The organism is Rheinheimera aquimaris (assembly GCF_020531985.1).
GTDB lineage: Bacteria > Pseudomonadota > Gammaproteobacteria > Enterobacterales > Alteromonadaceae > Alishewanella > Alishewanella aquimaris.
This window is the reverse complement of sequence record NZ_JAJAVQ010000002.1, coordinates 454,270-469,622: the sequence shown is the minus strand read 5'-3', so window position 1 is coordinate 469,622 and position 15,353 is coordinate 454,270. Positions and strand designations below refer to the sequence as shown.

The following is a 15,353-nucleotide window of genomic DNA, read 5'->3' as shown; positions in this document are numbered from 1 at the left end:
ACTTCAATACCATGAAGCTGCTTTGTACCCTGGCTTTACTGCTGGCCCTGCCCTCAGCCGCCAATGAGCTGCTGATAAAACCCAGGCTGTGTATTGAACATGCCGGCAAGCCCTGCATACTGCAGCTGACTGCCAGTTGGCAGCATGCACAAGAAGTTTGCCTGTATCAACAACAGCAACCCGATACGCCTTTGCTATGCCGGCAACAGGCTGACAATGTCAGCTTATCACTGCCAATCGCTGAAGATACGCAATTTTTTCTGAAAAACCCGCACAATGGCAAAGTACTGGCAAAGCGGCAGGTCAGGTTATTACGCGTTGATCTTGAGTCAGGCGAGCAACTACTGAATAAAAGCCGTAACGGCTGGTGGTTACTGCAATGAATAGCCATATTTTGCTGATTGAAGACGATCTGGAACTGGCAAAGCTGGTAGAGGATTTTCTGCAGCATGAAGGCTACCAGGTTACCCATTGCGGCAATGCACTAAAGGCCAGAAAGGTGCTGCTGGCGCAGGGATTTGACCTGATCGTTTGTGATGTAATGTTACCCGGCAGTAATGGCTTTGATTTAGTCCGGCAAATTCGCCAGCAATTTAAAGGGCCGATTTTATTTATGACAGCAGTCACTTCGGTCGCGGCCCAGTTAGAGGGGCTGCAACTGGGGGCGCAGGATTATCTGTTAAAACCGCTGGACCCGCGCATTTTGCTGGCAAAGGTGCGTATCTTTTTATCTGAAGCGCATAGCGCGCAAACCACAGGCGATGTGCTGCAACAGGCTAATCTGCACATTGATAAGCGCAGCGCTACCGTCAGCGTAGCAGGCGAAGAGCTCAGCCTGACCGATGCCGAGTTGCAACTGCTAATCACCCTTACTGAAAACTATGCTGTTGTGGTCAGCCGCGAACGGCTGTTCCGCGAGCAGCTTGGCCGTGAATACGACGGTGCTGACCGCACCTTTGACGGCCGGGCGTCCAGGCTGCGCAAGAAGCTACAAGCCGCTGACAATAAATGGAATATCCGCAATATTTGGGGTAAAGGTTATTGCATTACCTATAACGCTAATGAGGCAGGTACCGAATGAACTCTGCCATGCTGAGGTTTTACTTCGCCATAGTGTTGCTGGTGCTGCTGCTGTTTTTTAGCTTAAACCAGTTATACAGCCTGATGTATCAGCGCAATGACATTGTCGTCGCGGCACAGAGTATTCTGCAGCAGGCTTATCTGCATGATAAAGACAACCAGTTGCGGTTAAGCTGCCGGATAAGCGATACCGACGATTGCCCCGACAGCTTATTTATTACCTACCCTGCCGGTATGTGGCAACCGCTGGCTGGTTTTGACTACCAGCTGGAAATTATGCGCGACAGCCTGGGCAACGCCTCGTTGTGTGGCGCTATGCCGGATGACGAATTACTCTGTATGACCCGGCTTAACCTGCCGCAGAATCTGGATTTCAGCGTCGATTTGGTGCATGTATTTATTCTGTTGTTACTGCTGTTTTTGTTCTGGCTCAGCCGCAATGTATTTCGTGACGTAGAAATACTGCGCCAGAGCGCATTGAAAGAAGTGGCTGTAGGCCGGTTGCCGGCATTTCAGCTAAGTGAAAAATCTTACCTGCAGCCGCTGGCATTGTCGTTAAGCCGGATGAACCAAACCATTGCGGATTTAAACCTGCTGCAGCGCGAAATGGCCGACACAGTATGCCATGATATAAAAACGCCGCTGGCGCGGTTGCGCTTTATTATGCTGCGGCTGGAGGAACAACTACCGGACAGTGACAGCAAACAGATCCGCCGCAACTTGCAGGAAATTGAAGACAATGTCTACGATTATCTGCGTCTGGCGCAAAAGGGTTTCCGCTCTGATCTGCAGCTAACGGATATTGATGTCAATGCGCTGCTGCAAGAGCTACTGGAGAAATTCGCCGCCAACTCTGAACACCGGCTCAGTCTGCTCCCCGGCGCGCCGGTACATATTCAGGCCGATAAAAAACTGCTGCAACGCGCACTGTCAAACCTTATCAGCAATGCGCTACGCTACTGCCACGGCCATGTTTGGGTTGAAGTTAATAATAACGGCAGTAACTGCCAGATTGACATTATTGACGACGGTGCCGGCTGGCATAGCAATGAGAATGTCAGCGACGGTGTTTCTCATCATGGTATGGGACTGGCTATTGTCGCCCGGGTGGCCAGCCAGCACGGCGGCAGTTTCGGCCGTCTGGAACACGCTGAAGGAGGGGCCATTGCCAGGTTGACGCTGCCAACCGGCACTAGCGAGACTAAGCCCGGTGACTAAACCGGGCGAGATATTTAACGGGACACCGGCTTAAACCTGCGCTTGCGTGTCTTGCTCTTTAACCAGCCATACCGACAATGCGCCAAGCACCATAGCCGCACCAGCCAGCATGACAATATAGACTGCCTGATTTTCAAATACCGAGCCTAAAATCCAGCCGGCAATCAGACCGGACACAATCTGCGGTGCGGCGATGGTAAAGTTAAAAATGCCCATATAAACCCCGGTTTTATTTGCCGGTAATGCACCTGCCAGTATCGCATAGGGCATGGCCAGAATGGCAGCCCAGGCAATACCAACCCCGACCATAGGGAACATTAGCCCTAAAGCGCCCTGCGGAATGTCTACCTGAGTGATGAACAGATCAACATGGGTCATGCTGGGGTCGGTAAACAACGCAAAACTTAAATAACCTGCGCCACCCGCCAGCAATGCCATTGAATAAACAAACTTACGGCCGAACACATTGGCCAGTTTAGCCATCACCAGCGAAAACAGCACCGCAAATAACGAGTAGCCGGCGTACAAAATGCCGACCCAGTCACCGGCAGCGCCTTTTGCCGCGGCGATATGCGCCGGTATGCCACCCATCTGGGCAATATAGGCAGCATCGTACCACTCGGTACCAACACCCCAGGTATTTTGTGCAATAGCGGCCGGAAAGTAAGTCCACATAATAAACAGCGCAAACCAGGAGAAAAATTGCACCAGGGCCAGCTGCTTCATAATGCTTGGCATACCCAGCATGGTTTGCCAGAAATCCGTCAGTTTTTCACCCAGCGAGCGCGATTTTTGCGTTTGCACGGCTAACTCGTGCGCTTTGGCATCCAGCCCCTTATAAGCAAAGTACTGCTCCGGTGCATATTCTCTGGTGCGAAATACTGTCCAAAGCACACTGCCAAGCAGTACTGTCGCACCAATGTAAAATGCCCAAATGACAGACGGCGCCACTTCCCCGGCTTTAGAGGCATTATCCAGCCCAACCACGTTAGTCAGCACAAAAGGCAGAATAGAGCCAAAAACAGCACCGATATTAATCAATAAGGTTTGTACCGAGTACCCCAGATTGCGCTGCTCTGGTGGCACCATATCCGATACCAGGGAGCGAAACGGCTGAAAGGTCACGTTAAAAGCGGCATCTTTAATGGCAAAAATGACCAGACCAAATAGCATCGGCGGAATAAACGCCACCATCATCGATGAGTTTGGCAATAGCACCATAGCGGTAGCCGCCACCACAGCACCACCGAGCATAAACGGCAGACGGCGGCCCAACCGGTTCCAGGTGCGGTCTGACGCTGCACCAACTATTGGCTGAACCAACAGCCCCATAATAGGTGCGGCCAGCCAGAATAATGATAATGACGATAAGTCGGCGCCAAGATCTGACAAAATACGGCTGACGTTGCCATTTTGTAGTGCAAAGCCTATCTGTACCCCTAAAAAGCCGAAGCTGAGGTTCCAGATCTGCCAGAAAGATAGCTTAGGTTGTTTCATACCCGCTCCCCGGATGATTTTATTATTCTGTGTAAGCGCAACAGATCGAACTAAGCTACACGAAGGCAGCGCTATTGCGCAAAACTGTGCATACGTATTCATCTTGTTGTTGCACTGTTTTGGCGTTATTACGAACCATTATCAAGCATAGTAGCGCCACGTTGCAGCGCTATGGTGCACAAATAAAGTTTAAACGGGGATCTGATGAAAGCTTTTACATTATCTGCCTTGGCACTGTCTTTGTTACTGGCAGGCTGCAAACCAGCACAGGTAACTGAGCCACAAGCTACTAAGCCGGTAGTACCCGCTGCGCAACAACAAACAGCTGATGTAGCCTGGTGGCAACAAGCCGTGTTTTATCAGATCTGGCCGCGTAGTTTCTTTGACACCGATGCCGACGGCCATGGTGACTTTAACGGCATGACCGCCAAACTGCCGTACCTGCAGGAGCTGGGCGTAAATGCGCTGTGGTTAACGCCGATGTTTGAAGCACCGTCGTACCACGGTTACGACTTTACCGAGTTTTATCAGGTAGAAAGCGATTACGGCAGCATGGCAGAATTTGACGCCTTTTTGCGCGCCGCCGATAGCCACGGTATGAAAGTGATTCTGGATTTGGTGATCAACCATATTTCCAGCGAGCATGACTGGTTTAAACGCTCAGCCGCGGGTGAAGCACCGTATAAAGATTATTTTATCTGGCGCGACGACATGCCCGCCGCTGGCAGTGGTTGGGGCCACGCCTGGAGTAACAACGACCAGCCTGGTGCAGTCTGGCACTACAATAAAACCCGCAATGCTTACTACTACGCGGCTTTCGGTGCCAGCCAGCCGGATTTAAACCTGCGCCACCCCGATGTAATTGCAGAAATGAAAAAAATGGCTAAATTCTGGCTGGACCGGGGTGTCGCCGGGTTCCGTTTAGATGCCGTGCGTTTTGCAATGGAAGGCGGCCCGGATGCGCAGGCCGATACCGATGAAACCATCGCCTACTGGCAAGACTTTAATCAATACGTTAAAAGTGTGAACCCACAAGCATACCTGGTGGGTGAAGCCTGGGTCGATATACCGGTAGCCGCGCGTTATTATGGCGATGGCAAAGCGCTTGATCAGGGTTTTGATTTTGAAGTGGGTTATAAAATTCTGGGTTTGTTAAAACCAGATGCCGGCGCTGAAGCGCAGTTTGGCACTATGGGCTCGAACAAACAAACAGCCGCCGATGCCACGGTGTTACAACAAAATGTACAGCAGCGCCTTGACTCAGTCGCGCCACTTAGCTTTTTCGCACCGTTTTTGACCAACCACGATCAAGAGCGTATCGCCTACCAGCTGAGTGAGCAGGATGCCAAAGCTAAACAGGCAGCCACTATGTTGTTTAGCTCACCGGGTACACCTTACATTTATTACGGCGAAGAAATTGGCCTAACCCAGGGCGGCACAGGCCACGATGTGTATAAACGTGCGCCTATGCTGTGGGATAACAGCAAACAGGCGGGCTTTACGCAAAGCGATACCAGCTGGGTAGAGCAGCAAGAGCTGTTTGGCGCTAACTTCCGCAACTGGTACCCGGACTTTCTGGCCAGTCAGCTTAATGCGCAGGATCGCAGCGTCGCTGCGCAGCAGGCACAACCTGATTCGATTTGGCAGCTATATAAACTGCTGATTGCTCTGAAAAAGCAGCGGCCGGAACTGGGTACCCAAGGCAGCTATCAGGTCACCCAGCACGACAACGGTTTGGTGCAAATAAACCGCGAGCTTAACGGCAGCAAAAGCCTGTTTCTGCTGAACCTGAGTGACAGCGCGCAGGATGTCAGCGATATAGCGCGTGATGGCCTGAGCGCCAGCTGGGCTTTTGATCTTAAAAACCAGCAGCTCGCCGCCAATGGCGTACTGATTTTACAAAGCACACAGTAAATATCCCTTCAACATGTTCTCCCTGAAACCGCCGGCTTTTATTAGCGGCGGTTTTTTCTTTGCTTGTCAGATTCATCTTGTTAATTTATTGTACCTTGACATTTAACAACCAAATGCAACAAGGAAAGTTAATGAAACCTTTACTGATTTTACTCAGTGCTATGCTACTAAGCCCTGTGCTGCAAGCAGAACCGGCCAAAACGAAAAAAGGGCCGGAGTTATTACCGGCGTTTTCCAGTGCGAGTTCACTAAAAGAAAATTTCAGCTGTTATATCGGCCCCTTTGCCAGCTATGACAGCTGGGCAGCTATGTTGAGTAACAAGCCCAAATTTAATTCCGCTGCGTTTGAAGAGCAATTTCCCAGAGCGGTTGTTGAAACGCGCCAGCAAAATATCGATTGCCGGATCTTTGTTTATGAGTCGGACGGCATTCTGGTTGAAGGCGTTATGCTGCGACCGAAAGCCGCCGCACAAAATAATCAGAAACTACCTGTTATCATTTATAACCGCGGCGGGAACGCGACACTGAGTAAAATTCATTATGGGGCTATTCAGCAAAACCTAATGCGCTTTGCCGAGCAAGGCTACATTGTCATCGCCAGTCAATACCGTGGGGCGGCGGGCTGGACAGCATCGGCATCCCGCGACATCATGCTTGACCAGTTTGGTGGTACAGATGTTAATGACGTCGTCAACCTTTTCCCACTTATTGAAGGCATGCCAACAGCAGACAGCCAACGTGTAGCAATGATTGGTGTAAGTCGCGGTAGTATTATGAGTTATCTCGCAGCAACCCGAATGCCGCAGTTAAAAGCTCTGGTGATTAAATCCGGCGGTTCAGATCTTGAAATTGCTTTGCAAACCAGACCTTCAATGAACAACGTATACGAAAAATTTATTCCTGACTATGCCAACAATAAAAGTGCCGAATTAGCCAAGCGCTCGGTTTTACGCTGGCTGGATAAACTGCCGCAACAGTTGCCCATCTTACTGTTGCATGGCGAGAAGGATGACCGAATTGATGTGTCCCAGGCCAGAACTATGGCCGCAGCACTTAAGCAGAAAAAGCAACCGCATAAATATATTGAATATACAGGTGCCGATCATTATCTGATACCCAACCACGCCGAAGCCGATGCGGAAACCGCTGCCTGGCTTAAGCAATATCTTTAAGCCGTAATCACGGCTGCTGCCTGTTTATCAAATCGATAACAACAATGGAAAACTGCACCGGGGAAAACCTCAGTGCAGTGCCATTTTTTACGACTTTGACGGTAAGGTAATGACTGTCGAAATGGGAAAGTGATCAGAAATATACACACCGCCGACGTTCAGTTGATAAGTGCGGTAGCTGGAACTTTTTAAACCCTTGCTGATAAAAATATAGTCGATACGCTCCCGTTCGCCGGCAGCGAAACCATTGTAAGTACCTGCGCCCTCTGCGTTTGCCAGTATAGCAGTGTCAGTTAATGGCAACAAAGGGCCTGTGGTAAGCGTTTTATAAGCAGCACTATTGTGCAGCATATTAAAATCACCCAATAAAATAACCGGTTTGTTGCCTGCAATGGCCGGAATATGCGTAAGCAGAAACGCTGCGCTTTTTTGCCGTGCCACATCACTTACATGGCTAAAATGCACGTTAAACACAAAAAAATCACTGCCGTTTTTCTCAAAATGCCCCCAACTGGCCACACGGGGAAGATGGGCTTGCCAGCCGATCGAGCCCGCTATCTGCGGCGTTTCAGACAACCAAAAGTTGCCGCCATCCAGTTTTGTCAGGGTATTTTTATTGTAAAACAATGGCACAAACTCACCGGCACTAACGCCGTCATCTCTGCCAACACCAATGTAGTCATAATCAGGCAGTTGTTCACTTAACCAGTTGAGTTGGTGGTGCAACACTTCCTGTAAACCCAGCACATCAGGCTGCAGTGTGTTTAAGTGGGCATAAACCAGCTGTTGTCTGTCGGGCCAGGCATTTGGTGCATCTGCAGGGTTGTCGTACCGAATATTAAAGCTTTCAATAACCAGGTTAGTGGCATGTACTTTGAACATCAGGCTACACAGCGCAAACAGCAAAACAAAGTTAACGGCTTTAGTCACAACGATTCCTTTTGGCTTAGCTGGGCAGTTATTGTAGCTAAGCAGTATTGCGCCATTGTTAAAGCAACACAACCATACTAAAAGCGCATAGGCGCAAGCCTTTACCAGCGTTACACTACGTTTATTCCTTAGCAGCTTTAAAGTGAATGCTGTCATGTCTGACCGTTCTCATCTGTTCTCGCTACGCCTGTGCCATGCCCTGCGTGAAGTACTGGCTGAAGGCTATAACGCCAATAAACTGAGCAAAGATATGCTGGCGGGCCTGACCGTTGGCATTATTGCCATTCCACTGGCCATGGCACTGGCCATTGCGTCAGGCGTAGCACCACAGTACGGTTTGTACACCGCTATTATCGCTGGCTTTATTATTGCGCTGACCGGTGGCTCCCGTTACAGCATCAGTGGCCCGACGGCGGCTTTTGTGGTGATTTTGTACCCGGTGGCGATGAAATATGGTTTAAGCGGCTTATTGCTGGCCACGGTATTGTCAGGTGTGTTGCTGCTATTGATGGCGGCATTCCGATTAGGCCGCCTGATAGAATACATTCCCGAACCGGTAACACTGGGTTTTACTGCCGGTATCGCGGTGGTGATTGCGACCTTACAAATCAACGATTTTTTTGGTTTAAACCTTACCGGCCTGCCAGAGCACTACGCCGAAAAAGTCGTCGTACTGGCACAGCATTTACCGCAGCTATCGCCAGCCAGTCTGGCAGTAGCACTTGTCACACTTAGCGTGATGCTGCTGTGGCCTAAGCTGAAAATACCGCTGCCCGCTCATTTACCCGCCTTGTTTATCGGCACCTTACTGGCATTACTGTTACTGCAGTTTGGCGTTGAGCTTGACACCATAGGATCACGTTTTAGCTATAGCGCTGCTGATGGCAGCGATGGCCGAGGCATTCCACCTTATTTGCCCTATTTCGATTGGCCCTGGCTACGCCCAGGGCCTGATGGTGAACTACTAAGCTTTAGCTGGCAGCTGGTAAAAGACTTGCTGGGTGCTGCTTTTGCTATGGCGATGCTGGGTGCGATTGAATCGTTATTATGCGCCGTGGTGCTCGATGGCATGTCAGGCCGGCGTCACAGCGCCAACAGCGAGCTGTTCGGCCAGGGCCTTGGGAATATTATTACCCCCTTCTTTGGCGGCATTACCGCTACTGCGGCACTCGCCCGCTCGGCGGCAAACTATAAGGCCGGTGCGCAATCGCCAGTCTCAGCAATGGTGCATGCTGTGGTACTGCTGTTAGGTTTAGTGCTGCTGGCACCGGTATTGTCTTATCTACCGATGGCGGCACTGGCTGCTTTGTTGGTGATGGTAGCCTGGAATATGAGCGAAGCACCCAAAGCGCTGCATTTGTTGAAAACCGCACCACGTAGCGATATCTGGGTGTTTATTACCTGTTTTAGCCTGACCGTGCTGTTTGATATGGTGATTGCGATAACCACAGGTATTTTGTTGGCGGCGGTGCTGTTCGTTAAAGAAATTGCCCAAATGAGCAAGGTGACCGACATCAGCAACAACCGTAAGCAAGTGGAGCAGCATCTACCTGAAGGCTGGCAGGTACTGAAAATAAGTGGGCCACTGTTTTTCGCCGCTGCCGATCGGATTTTTGCTGATATTGCCCGCCTGAGCGAGCAAAGCCGGGGTTTGGTGCTGTATATGGATGGCGTGCCGTTGTTGGATACCGGCGGCCTGGCGGCACTGAACAAACTTATCAGCAAATGTCAGCGCAACAACACCGAGCTGGTGATTGCCGATTTACAGTTCCAGCCGCTGAAAACCCTGGCCAAAGCCGGAGTCAAGCCGATCCCCGGCAGATTAACGTTTTACCCGACATTACGTGAAGCGCTGGACAAACTGTACCTGCGTGAGCAGGATACTACGCCCAGCGGTTAGCCTTTATGCTCGGTTTTAATTAACTTGCCATGCTGGTCAAAGTACTGCCAGTCGCCGGATGGTCGGTCACTGATATAGCCGCCCTGGGTTCTTACCTGGCCATTTGGCCAAAACTCCAGCCACTCGCCTTCTTTACGGTCGCGCAGGTAAGCGCCTTGCTGTTGCGGTTTACCGTTCTGATGAAAGTATTCCGCCTCACCTTCTTTTAAGCCTTTTACATAGTTTTCTTTTTGCTGCGGCCGGCCATTTAAATGAAATAGTTGATAGCGGCCATGCGGTTTGTCGTATTCGTACTCAATTTCACTTTTCAGCTGGCCATTATCATAGTATTCCTGTGCCAGCCCATGTTTACGGCTTTCGTCGTAATGAACCGCCTGCGCCAGAGTGCCGTCTTCGTACCAGGCTTGCCATAAGCCGAACCATTGGCCTTTTTTTAGTTGGCCCGCAACTTTGGCTTCACCGTTACTGACGTAAAACTCTTTATAATCTCCGGTTTTCTCGCCCTTTTCCCAGGTTTCGACTTTGTACAGAATGTTTTTGGCCGTGTAGAATTCGGCTTTACCATGCTGTTTATTCTCCAGCCAATGGGTTTTGTACCGTATGGTGCCTTCCGGAATAAAACCATAGGTTGGGTCATCAGCCTGATAGTAATATTCAATCCATTCGCCGGTCTTTTGGTTATTCAGGTAATAACCGCTAGTGCGGCGGCGGCCCTGATAGTAATCGACAAAGCGGCCTTCGGCTTTACCGGTAATAAACTCCTGCTCGCGGCTTTTCTCGCCTTGCTGGTAAGTTATCCAGTTGCCGTGCCGTTTGTTATCAGCATAGTTACCTTCCTGCGTCAGATCGCCATTCCCGGCCCATTGCTGATACTTACCTTCCAGAGCAAACTTATAGTCTGAGGCCTTTTTCTCACTGGCGTAGTGTTCCAGCTTTTGTGGTTTGCCGGTATCGTAAAACAGCTGGTAGCGCCCGGTTAGCTGGCCGTCTTTGCGCTCACCCTCTTCACGCAGCATGCCGTTGATATGCCAACTTTTGAAAGGCCCGGTTAGCTGGCCATCAACATAGGTATTGTGCTCACGCGGCTCGCCTGATGAATAAAAAGTTTTACTCAGGCCATGGCGTTTACCGGCTTTGTAATAGGACTCTTCTACCAGTTTGTCTTCTATATAGCGCTTATGTACGCCGTCACGCTCACCCAGCACATAGTTGGACAGGTCAAATAGCAGGCCATTTTCCTGATAGATTTCGCTGACACCATGCAGTGGAAATTGGCCATTCGCTCTGCGTTCTGTCGTGTGGTAGGTAACACGCTTTGATAACTCGCCATTGGGGTAATACTGCAACTGCTCGCCGGCAAACATGCCATCAATATAATGCTGTTTCTGTATCAATTGACCTTGTTCACTGAACCATTGCTGTTCACCGTGTTGCTTGCCGTCTTTAAACAGCAAGGCACTCATTAGCTGGCCATTGGCATAAAACTCACGGCATTCGCCATGCTGCGCCCCCTGCTGATAATGGCACTGCCGAACCAAAGTACCATCGGTACTGAATTGCTCGGTTAAGCCATGACGCTTACCATTTAGGTACTGCACTTTCGCTTCTACCACATCGGCGGCAAAAAACTGCAACCATTGTCCGTGCTGCTGGCCCTGCGCATCGTATTCGCCTTGCAGCAATACCTCACCTTGCTCATTCTTACTTTGATATAGCCCGGTTAGCTGGTTGTTGGCGTATGTCCATTGCTCGGCAACCTGGCCATTTAGATGAAACGTTTGCCACACGCCATGCCGCAGGCTGTTTTGATAGGTTTCGACGCTGCGTGTTTTGCCGTTATCATAAAAACGGCTAACCTTGGTTTTTTCACCACGTTCAAATTGAGTTGTTTCAATTACCTGCTGCTGGCTGTTAAAACGCTGCCATAAACCTGTGGCTACACCGCCATCATAATGTTCTATCTGCTCAACCATGCCATCAGTGCTAAAGTACTGCCACTCGCCGTGCTGTCTGCCCGCTTGATACTGTCCAGTTAAAATACGTTGATTACGCTGATCAAACACCTGCCAGCCGCCTTGCACCAGCCCCTGATCAAAACTTGCCAGAGTGTAACCCTGCGTATCTCGCACCAGCCGGTATTCACCCTGCAGTGGCATGCCATTACTCAGATTGTAATAAACATCTAATCCTTCAACCTTACGTACATCCAACATGCGGTTGGCCAACGTTTGGTTTGCCAGCACAGGCAAAGCCAGTAGCAACGCAAACCACAGTAAAATAAAGCGAGATAAATAATACACCGGCATTTGTCCCTAATTAAGCCAAACAACAAAGCGCCGGATATTAGCACAAGGCAGCGTCGGTGTAATCAAGGTTATTAAAGCGTTAATAAAGATACCATCTATCAGGCTGATACAGGTATTAGCCGCCGCGATGGAAACCGCAAGACTGACGGATAATCAGCTTGGGTTCTATCTGGTTAACGGTAATCGGCTGGTTATTAATCAGCTGCAGCAGGTTATTTACCAGCAGCTCGCCAGCCTTGGTGGTGTCCTGCTGGATAGTACTCAGCGCAGGGGTAGCAAAAGAGGCCACCGGAATATCATCAAAACCCATTACGGCAATATCTTCCGGCACGTTGATACGATGGCGCTTCAGGCAGCGCATCACACCAATAGCAATCAGATCACTGGCACAGAAAATAGCGTCAACCTGGTGCCCGGCAGCCAGTAATTGTTCTGTCGCCTTATCACCAGCGCTTTCTGTAGAAATAGCATCAAAATGCGGCACCTCTCCTTCACCTATACCTGCGGTATTCAGTGCATCGATGAAACCACGATAACGGGCACTGAACTCCGGGCTACCTTCAGATGCATTACCAATAAAGGCAAACTTTTTATGCCCGGTTGCCAGCAAGTGCTCGCCGGCTAAACGCCCACCTTCGCGATTGTTACTGCGCAGCGTAAATTCCGGATGCCCCAGCACTTCTGCGCCCCAGCAGACAAAATGTGTCTCCTGCGCCAGCAACTTAGCTAACTTTTCTTCGTAGTCTTTGTAATCGCCGTAACCGAGCAGAATAATGCCGTCGGCTTTATTGCTGTCTTCATAGTCGGCATGCCAGTCATCGCTTAACTGCTGAAACGATACCAGAAGATCCTGACCACGCTTAGCACAGGCACGGGTAATACTACCCAGCATCGACAGGAAAAACGGGTTAATCAACGACTCATCAGTGGTAGGATCTTCAAACAACAGCAGCGCCAGCGTACTGCTACGTTGCTGGCGCAGATTACTGGCATTTTTATCAACTTTATAGTTCAGCTGCCGCGCTATTGCCTGCACTTTTTCCCGGGTTTCTTTGTTAACCTGAGGGCTGTTACGTAAGGCCCGCGATACCGTCGACTGTGACACACCGGCCATATAGGCAATATCGAATGAAGTAGCTTTGTCTTTCATCTGGATGCTCTGCTATAGCAGTGGCGTTACCACGACCGCGGGTACCTGTATGGATGACACCGGTACTTATCTGTTTGATGCGCTTATCATAGTGGGAATTGCAGGTGGATTCAATTTTGTTCTGCCGCTAACCAAACCACCTGGCCTGGTGGTTAACTGAGCAAATTGTGAAACATTGTTATATCTGCTTATCTGTGGCTCAACTACTTGGTAAACTGCCGTCGTTGGAAGTCTGTCTGAATTAAGGTGCCCTTTGCGATACTGGTTACTACTGCTATGCCTGCTAAGCATAACTGCGCAAGCCGAAACAGCTTTGCCCTGCACGCAGGACGATAATTGTGTAACAGAGCAGAAACTGTATCTGAATATTGCGCTGGGCTACGGTCAGCGCAGTAACCCCTTGCATGATGGTGATGAATTACCGCTGGTGTTATTGCCGGATATTTATTACTACAGCAAACGCTGGTTTTTCGATAATGGTAAGCTGGGAACCAGCTGGGCTTTAAATGACCAATGGCAGCTTAGTCTGGTTGGCCAGTTTAATCAGGAAAAAGGCTTTTTTCAGAAATGGTTTGGTGGCAACGCTTTCCAGTTTCGCCACAGCTTTGCCAATTCAGGCATCGTAGATGAAACAGAAAAAGACACAGGCCCGCTGCAAGCTTCCGTACGCGAGATCAGTAAACGGCCGACGGCGTATGATCTTGGCCTGCAGCTGGACTGGTTTGGTGAAAACTGGCACCTGCAGGGTGTTGCCTGGCAGGATGTCAGCAATACCTATCAGGGCCAGCATGCCACTATTGGCGCCGGACGCAGTTGGCAAACCAGCACCGGCAACTGGCAGCTGGGCGCCAGATTACACTGGAAAAGCGCCAAACTGATTGATACTTACTATGGCATTGATAATAATGAGCCGTTCTATCTTGACCGCTACAAAGGCAAGCCAAGCTGGCAGCCTGAACTGCGCTTAGGCTGGCAATACCCGTTGTCAGAACGGGTAGCGTTGCTGGCATTTTTACGTTACTTACATCTGGATGATGCAATGACAGACAGCCCTCTGGTGCGTACCGACCACGTGACGACCTGGTTTTTTGGCGTAAGTTACCGGTTATTTTGATGCAGGGACTTTGGTTGTTACTGGCACTTAACGGTATTGCAGCACCCAATCCCTTACCCGCAAACTGCAGCAGCAGTTTGTGTTGGGATGTCAGCCCACAAATTTGTGTAACCGAGCAGCAAAACCAAAGTTGTCAGACCCGGTTGCAACTACACTGGTACAGTCAGACGGCACTAAGTACCTGCCTGTACATGGCGGAAGAAAAGCTGCAATGCTGGCAACAGGCAGAGCAGGGACACTGGCAGCATATTGTTAGTTGGCAAAATACCGAGCTGTCACTCAGAGACAGTGACAACCGTATCCTGCTGAGAACCGAGCTACAGGTACTAAGCCGCAAACCTGCCCAACGCCGTTTAAGCAGCCCATGGAGCATATTCTGATGGCAAAAATACTATTGGTTGAAGACGATATCCGCCTGGCATCGCTGGTACAAACATTCCTGACTCAGCATGGCTTCACCGTGCAGTTGCAAAGCCAGGGCGATGCGGTAGCGGAGCATTGCCGCCAATTTCAACCCGACCTTATCGTATTGGATTTAATGCTGCCAGGCCTGGACGGTTTTGGTGTCTGCCGCCAGATCCGCCCCTGGTTTAAAGGGCCGGTGTTGATGCTGACCGCCAAACAAAGCGATATTGATCAGGTACTCGGGCTGGAACTGGGCGCAGATGACTACGTTGTTAAGCCGGTAGAACCCAGAGTGCTGGTAGCGCGGATCAACGCTTTACTGCGCCGGACTCAGATTATCAGCAAAGCTGAGCAACAGGAGTTGCAGTTTAACCGTTTGCTGTTAAAACAGCGCTCACGCGAAGCCTGGTATGACAACGAGCGTGTGGAGCTAACCAGTTATGAGTTTGATCTGTTGTGGATGCTGGCCAAGCACGCAGGCCAGACGGTAAAACGCGAAGCCATTCATCAACAAATTATCGGCCGCGAATACGATGGCTTGGATCGCACCGTCGATGTGCGTATTTCGCACCTCAGGCGCAAACTGGGAGACAATGCTGAAACGCCGTTTCGTATAAAAACGGTGTGGGGTAAGGGGTATCTGTTTGTTGCCGACGCCTGGCAGTAA

At 50.1% G+C, this 15,353-nt stretch carries 13 protein-coding genes; 9 read left to right on the top strand and 4 right to left on the bottom strand.

The annotated features are described in order from the left end of the window. Positions 1-11: 11 nt before the first annotated feature. From LHL18_RS07055 to LHL18_RS07045, 3 genes are read left to right on the top strand one after another with little or no spacing between them, the layout of a single operon-like run. Positions 12-383: a DUF3019 domain-containing protein gene (locus tag LHL18_RS07055; protein ID WP_134052832.1), complete on the top strand. Its 372-nt coding sequence runs from the start codon at positions 12-14 to the stop codon at positions 381-383. Continuing rightward, positions 380-1,081 carry a response regulator transcription factor gene (locus LHL18_RS07050; protein ID WP_226766375.1) on the top strand — a complete coding sequence of 234 codons (702 nt, stop codon included), beginning with the start codon at positions 380-382 and terminating at the stop codon, positions 1,079-1,081. The genes LHL18_RS07055 and LHL18_RS07050 overlap by 4 nt, the downstream gene beginning before the upstream one ends. Continuing rightward, positions 1,078-2,298: a sensor histidine kinase gene (locus LHL18_RS07045; RefSeq protein ID WP_226766374.1), complete on the top strand. Its 1,221-nt coding sequence runs from the start codon at positions 1,078-1,080 to the stop codon at positions 2,296-2,298. Before LHL18_RS07050 ends, LHL18_RS07045 begins: the two co-directional genes overlap by 4 nt. A gap of 30 nt (positions 2,299-2,328) precedes the next feature. Here the strand turns inward: LHL18_RS07045 and LHL18_RS07040 are convergent, their stop codons facing one another. After that, positions 2,329-3,795 (bottom strand): MFS transporter, encoded by a 1,467-nt coding sequence (locus tag LHL18_RS07040; RefSeq protein ID WP_226766373.1) that lies wholly within the window; start codon positions 3,793-3,795, stop codon positions 2,329-2,331. A 204-nt stretch (positions 3,796-3,999) separates the two neighbouring features. Here LHL18_RS07040 and LHL18_RS07035 point away from each other — a divergent pair, with 204 nt between their 5' ends. Both LHL18_RS07035 and LHL18_RS07030 read left to right on the top strand, forming a co-directional pair. Next, positions 4,000-5,709, top strand: coding sequence for an alpha-amylase family glycosyl hydrolase (locus LHL18_RS07035; protein ID WP_226766372.1), 1,710 nt, complete (start codon positions 4,000-4,002; stop codon positions 5,707-5,709). Positions 5,710-5,840: 131 nt separating this feature from the next. After that, positions 5,841-6,881: an alpha/beta hydrolase family protein gene (locus LHL18_RS07030; protein ID WP_226766371.1), complete on the top strand. Its 1,041-nt coding sequence runs from the start codon at positions 5,841-5,843 to the stop codon at positions 6,879-6,881. An 87-nt stretch (positions 6,882-6,968) separates the two neighbouring features. Here LHL18_RS07030 and LHL18_RS07025 read toward each other — a convergent pair whose 3' ends face one another. Further along, on the bottom strand, positions 6,969-7,811 hold the full coding sequence (locus LHL18_RS07025; protein ID WP_226766370.1) for an endonuclease/exonuclease/phosphatase family protein: 843 nt from the start codon (positions 7,809-7,811) through the stop codon (positions 6,969-6,971). Positions 7,812-7,965: 154 nt separating this feature from the next. Between LHL18_RS07025 and dauA the strand changes: the two genes are divergently transcribed. Next, positions 7,966-9,711, top strand: coding sequence for a C4-dicarboxylic acid transporter DauA (dauA, locus tag LHL18_RS07020; RefSeq protein WP_226766369.1), 1,746 nt, complete (start codon positions 7,966-7,968; stop codon positions 9,709-9,711). On the opposite strand, the gene LHL18_RS07015 is transcribed toward dauA, so the two are convergent. Together LHL18_RS07015 and LHL18_RS07010 are read right to left on the bottom strand one after the other, a co-directional pair. Further along, on the bottom strand, positions 9,708-12,011 hold the full coding sequence (locus LHL18_RS07015; protein WP_226766368.1) for a toxin-antitoxin system YwqK family antitoxin: 2,304 nt from the start codon (positions 12,009-12,011) through the stop codon (positions 9,708-9,710). The two genes, dauA and LHL18_RS07015, sit on opposite strands and share 4 nt — an antisense overlap. A gap of 121 nt (positions 12,012-12,132) precedes the next feature. Further along, on the bottom strand, positions 12,133-13,167 hold the full coding sequence (locus tag LHL18_RS07010) for a LacI family DNA-binding transcriptional regulator (RefSeq protein WP_226766367.1): 1,035 nt from the start codon (positions 13,165-13,167) through the stop codon (positions 12,133-12,135). 253 nt (positions 13,168-13,420) lie between these two features. Between LHL18_RS07010 and LHL18_RS07005 the strand changes: the two genes are divergently transcribed. The 3 genes from LHL18_RS07005 to LHL18_RS06995 are packed head-to-tail and all read left to right on the top strand — an operon-like array spanning position 13,421 to position 15,353. After that, entirely contained in the window at positions 13,421-14,281 is an 861-nt protein-coding gene (locus tag LHL18_RS07005) for a MipA/OmpV family protein (protein ID WP_226766366.1), read from the top strand. Then, positions 14,281-14,661 (top strand): DUF3019 domain-containing protein, encoded by a 381-nt coding sequence (locus LHL18_RS07000; protein ID WP_134052857.1) that lies wholly within the window; start codon positions 14,281-14,283, stop codon positions 14,659-14,661. The genes LHL18_RS07005 and LHL18_RS07000 overlap by 1 nt, the downstream gene beginning before the upstream one ends. After that, the gene (locus tag LHL18_RS06995) at positions 14,661-15,353 is read left to right on the top strand and encodes a response regulator transcription factor (protein ID WP_134052859.1); all 693 of its coding nucleotides are present in this window, start codon (positions 14,661-14,663) and stop codon (positions 15,351-15,353) included. Before LHL18_RS07000 ends, LHL18_RS06995 begins: the two co-directional genes overlap by 1 nt.

What these genes read in the sequence shown, in the direction of transcription:
- LHL18_RS07030 (WP_226766371.1), top strand. Translation starts at nt 5,841, where the DNA reads ATGAAACCTTTACTGATTTTACTCAGTGCTATGCTACTAAGCCCTGTG.
- dauA (WP_226766369.1), top strand. Translation starts at nt 7,966, where the DNA reads ATGTCTGACCGTTCTCATCTGTTCTCGCTACGCCTGTGCCATGCCCTG.
- LHL18_RS07000 (WP_134052857.1), top strand. Translation starts at nt 14,281, where the DNA reads ATGCAGGGACTTTGGTTGTTACTGGCACTTAACGGTATTGCAGCACCC.
- LHL18_RS07010 (WP_226766367.1), bottom strand. Translation starts at nt 13,167, where the DNA reads ATGAAAGACAAAGCTACTTCATTCGATATTGCCTATATGGCCGGTGTG.
- LHL18_RS07040 (WP_226766373.1), bottom strand. Translation starts at nt 3,795, where the DNA reads ATGAAACAACCTAAGCTATCTTTCTGGCAGATCTGGAACCTCAGCTTC.
- LHL18_RS07050 (WP_226766375.1), top strand. Translation starts at nt 380, where the DNA reads ATGAATAGCCATATTTTGCTGATTGAAGACGATCTGGAACTGGCAAAG.
- LHL18_RS07045 (WP_226766374.1), top strand. Translation starts at nt 1,078, where the DNA reads ATGAACTCTGCCATGCTGAGGTTTTACTTCGCCATAGTGTTGCTGGTG.
- LHL18_RS07035 (WP_226766372.1), top strand. Translation starts at nt 4,000, where the DNA reads ATGAAAGCTTTTACATTATCTGCCTTGGCACTGTCTTTGTTACTGGCA.
- LHL18_RS07055 (WP_134052832.1), top strand. Translation starts at nt 12, where the DNA reads ATGAAGCTGCTTTGTACCCTGGCTTTACTGCTGGCCCTGCCCTCAGCC.
- LHL18_RS06995 (WP_134052859.1), top strand. Translation starts at nt 14,661, where the DNA reads ATGGCAAAAATACTATTGGTTGAAGACGATATCCGCCTGGCATCGCTG.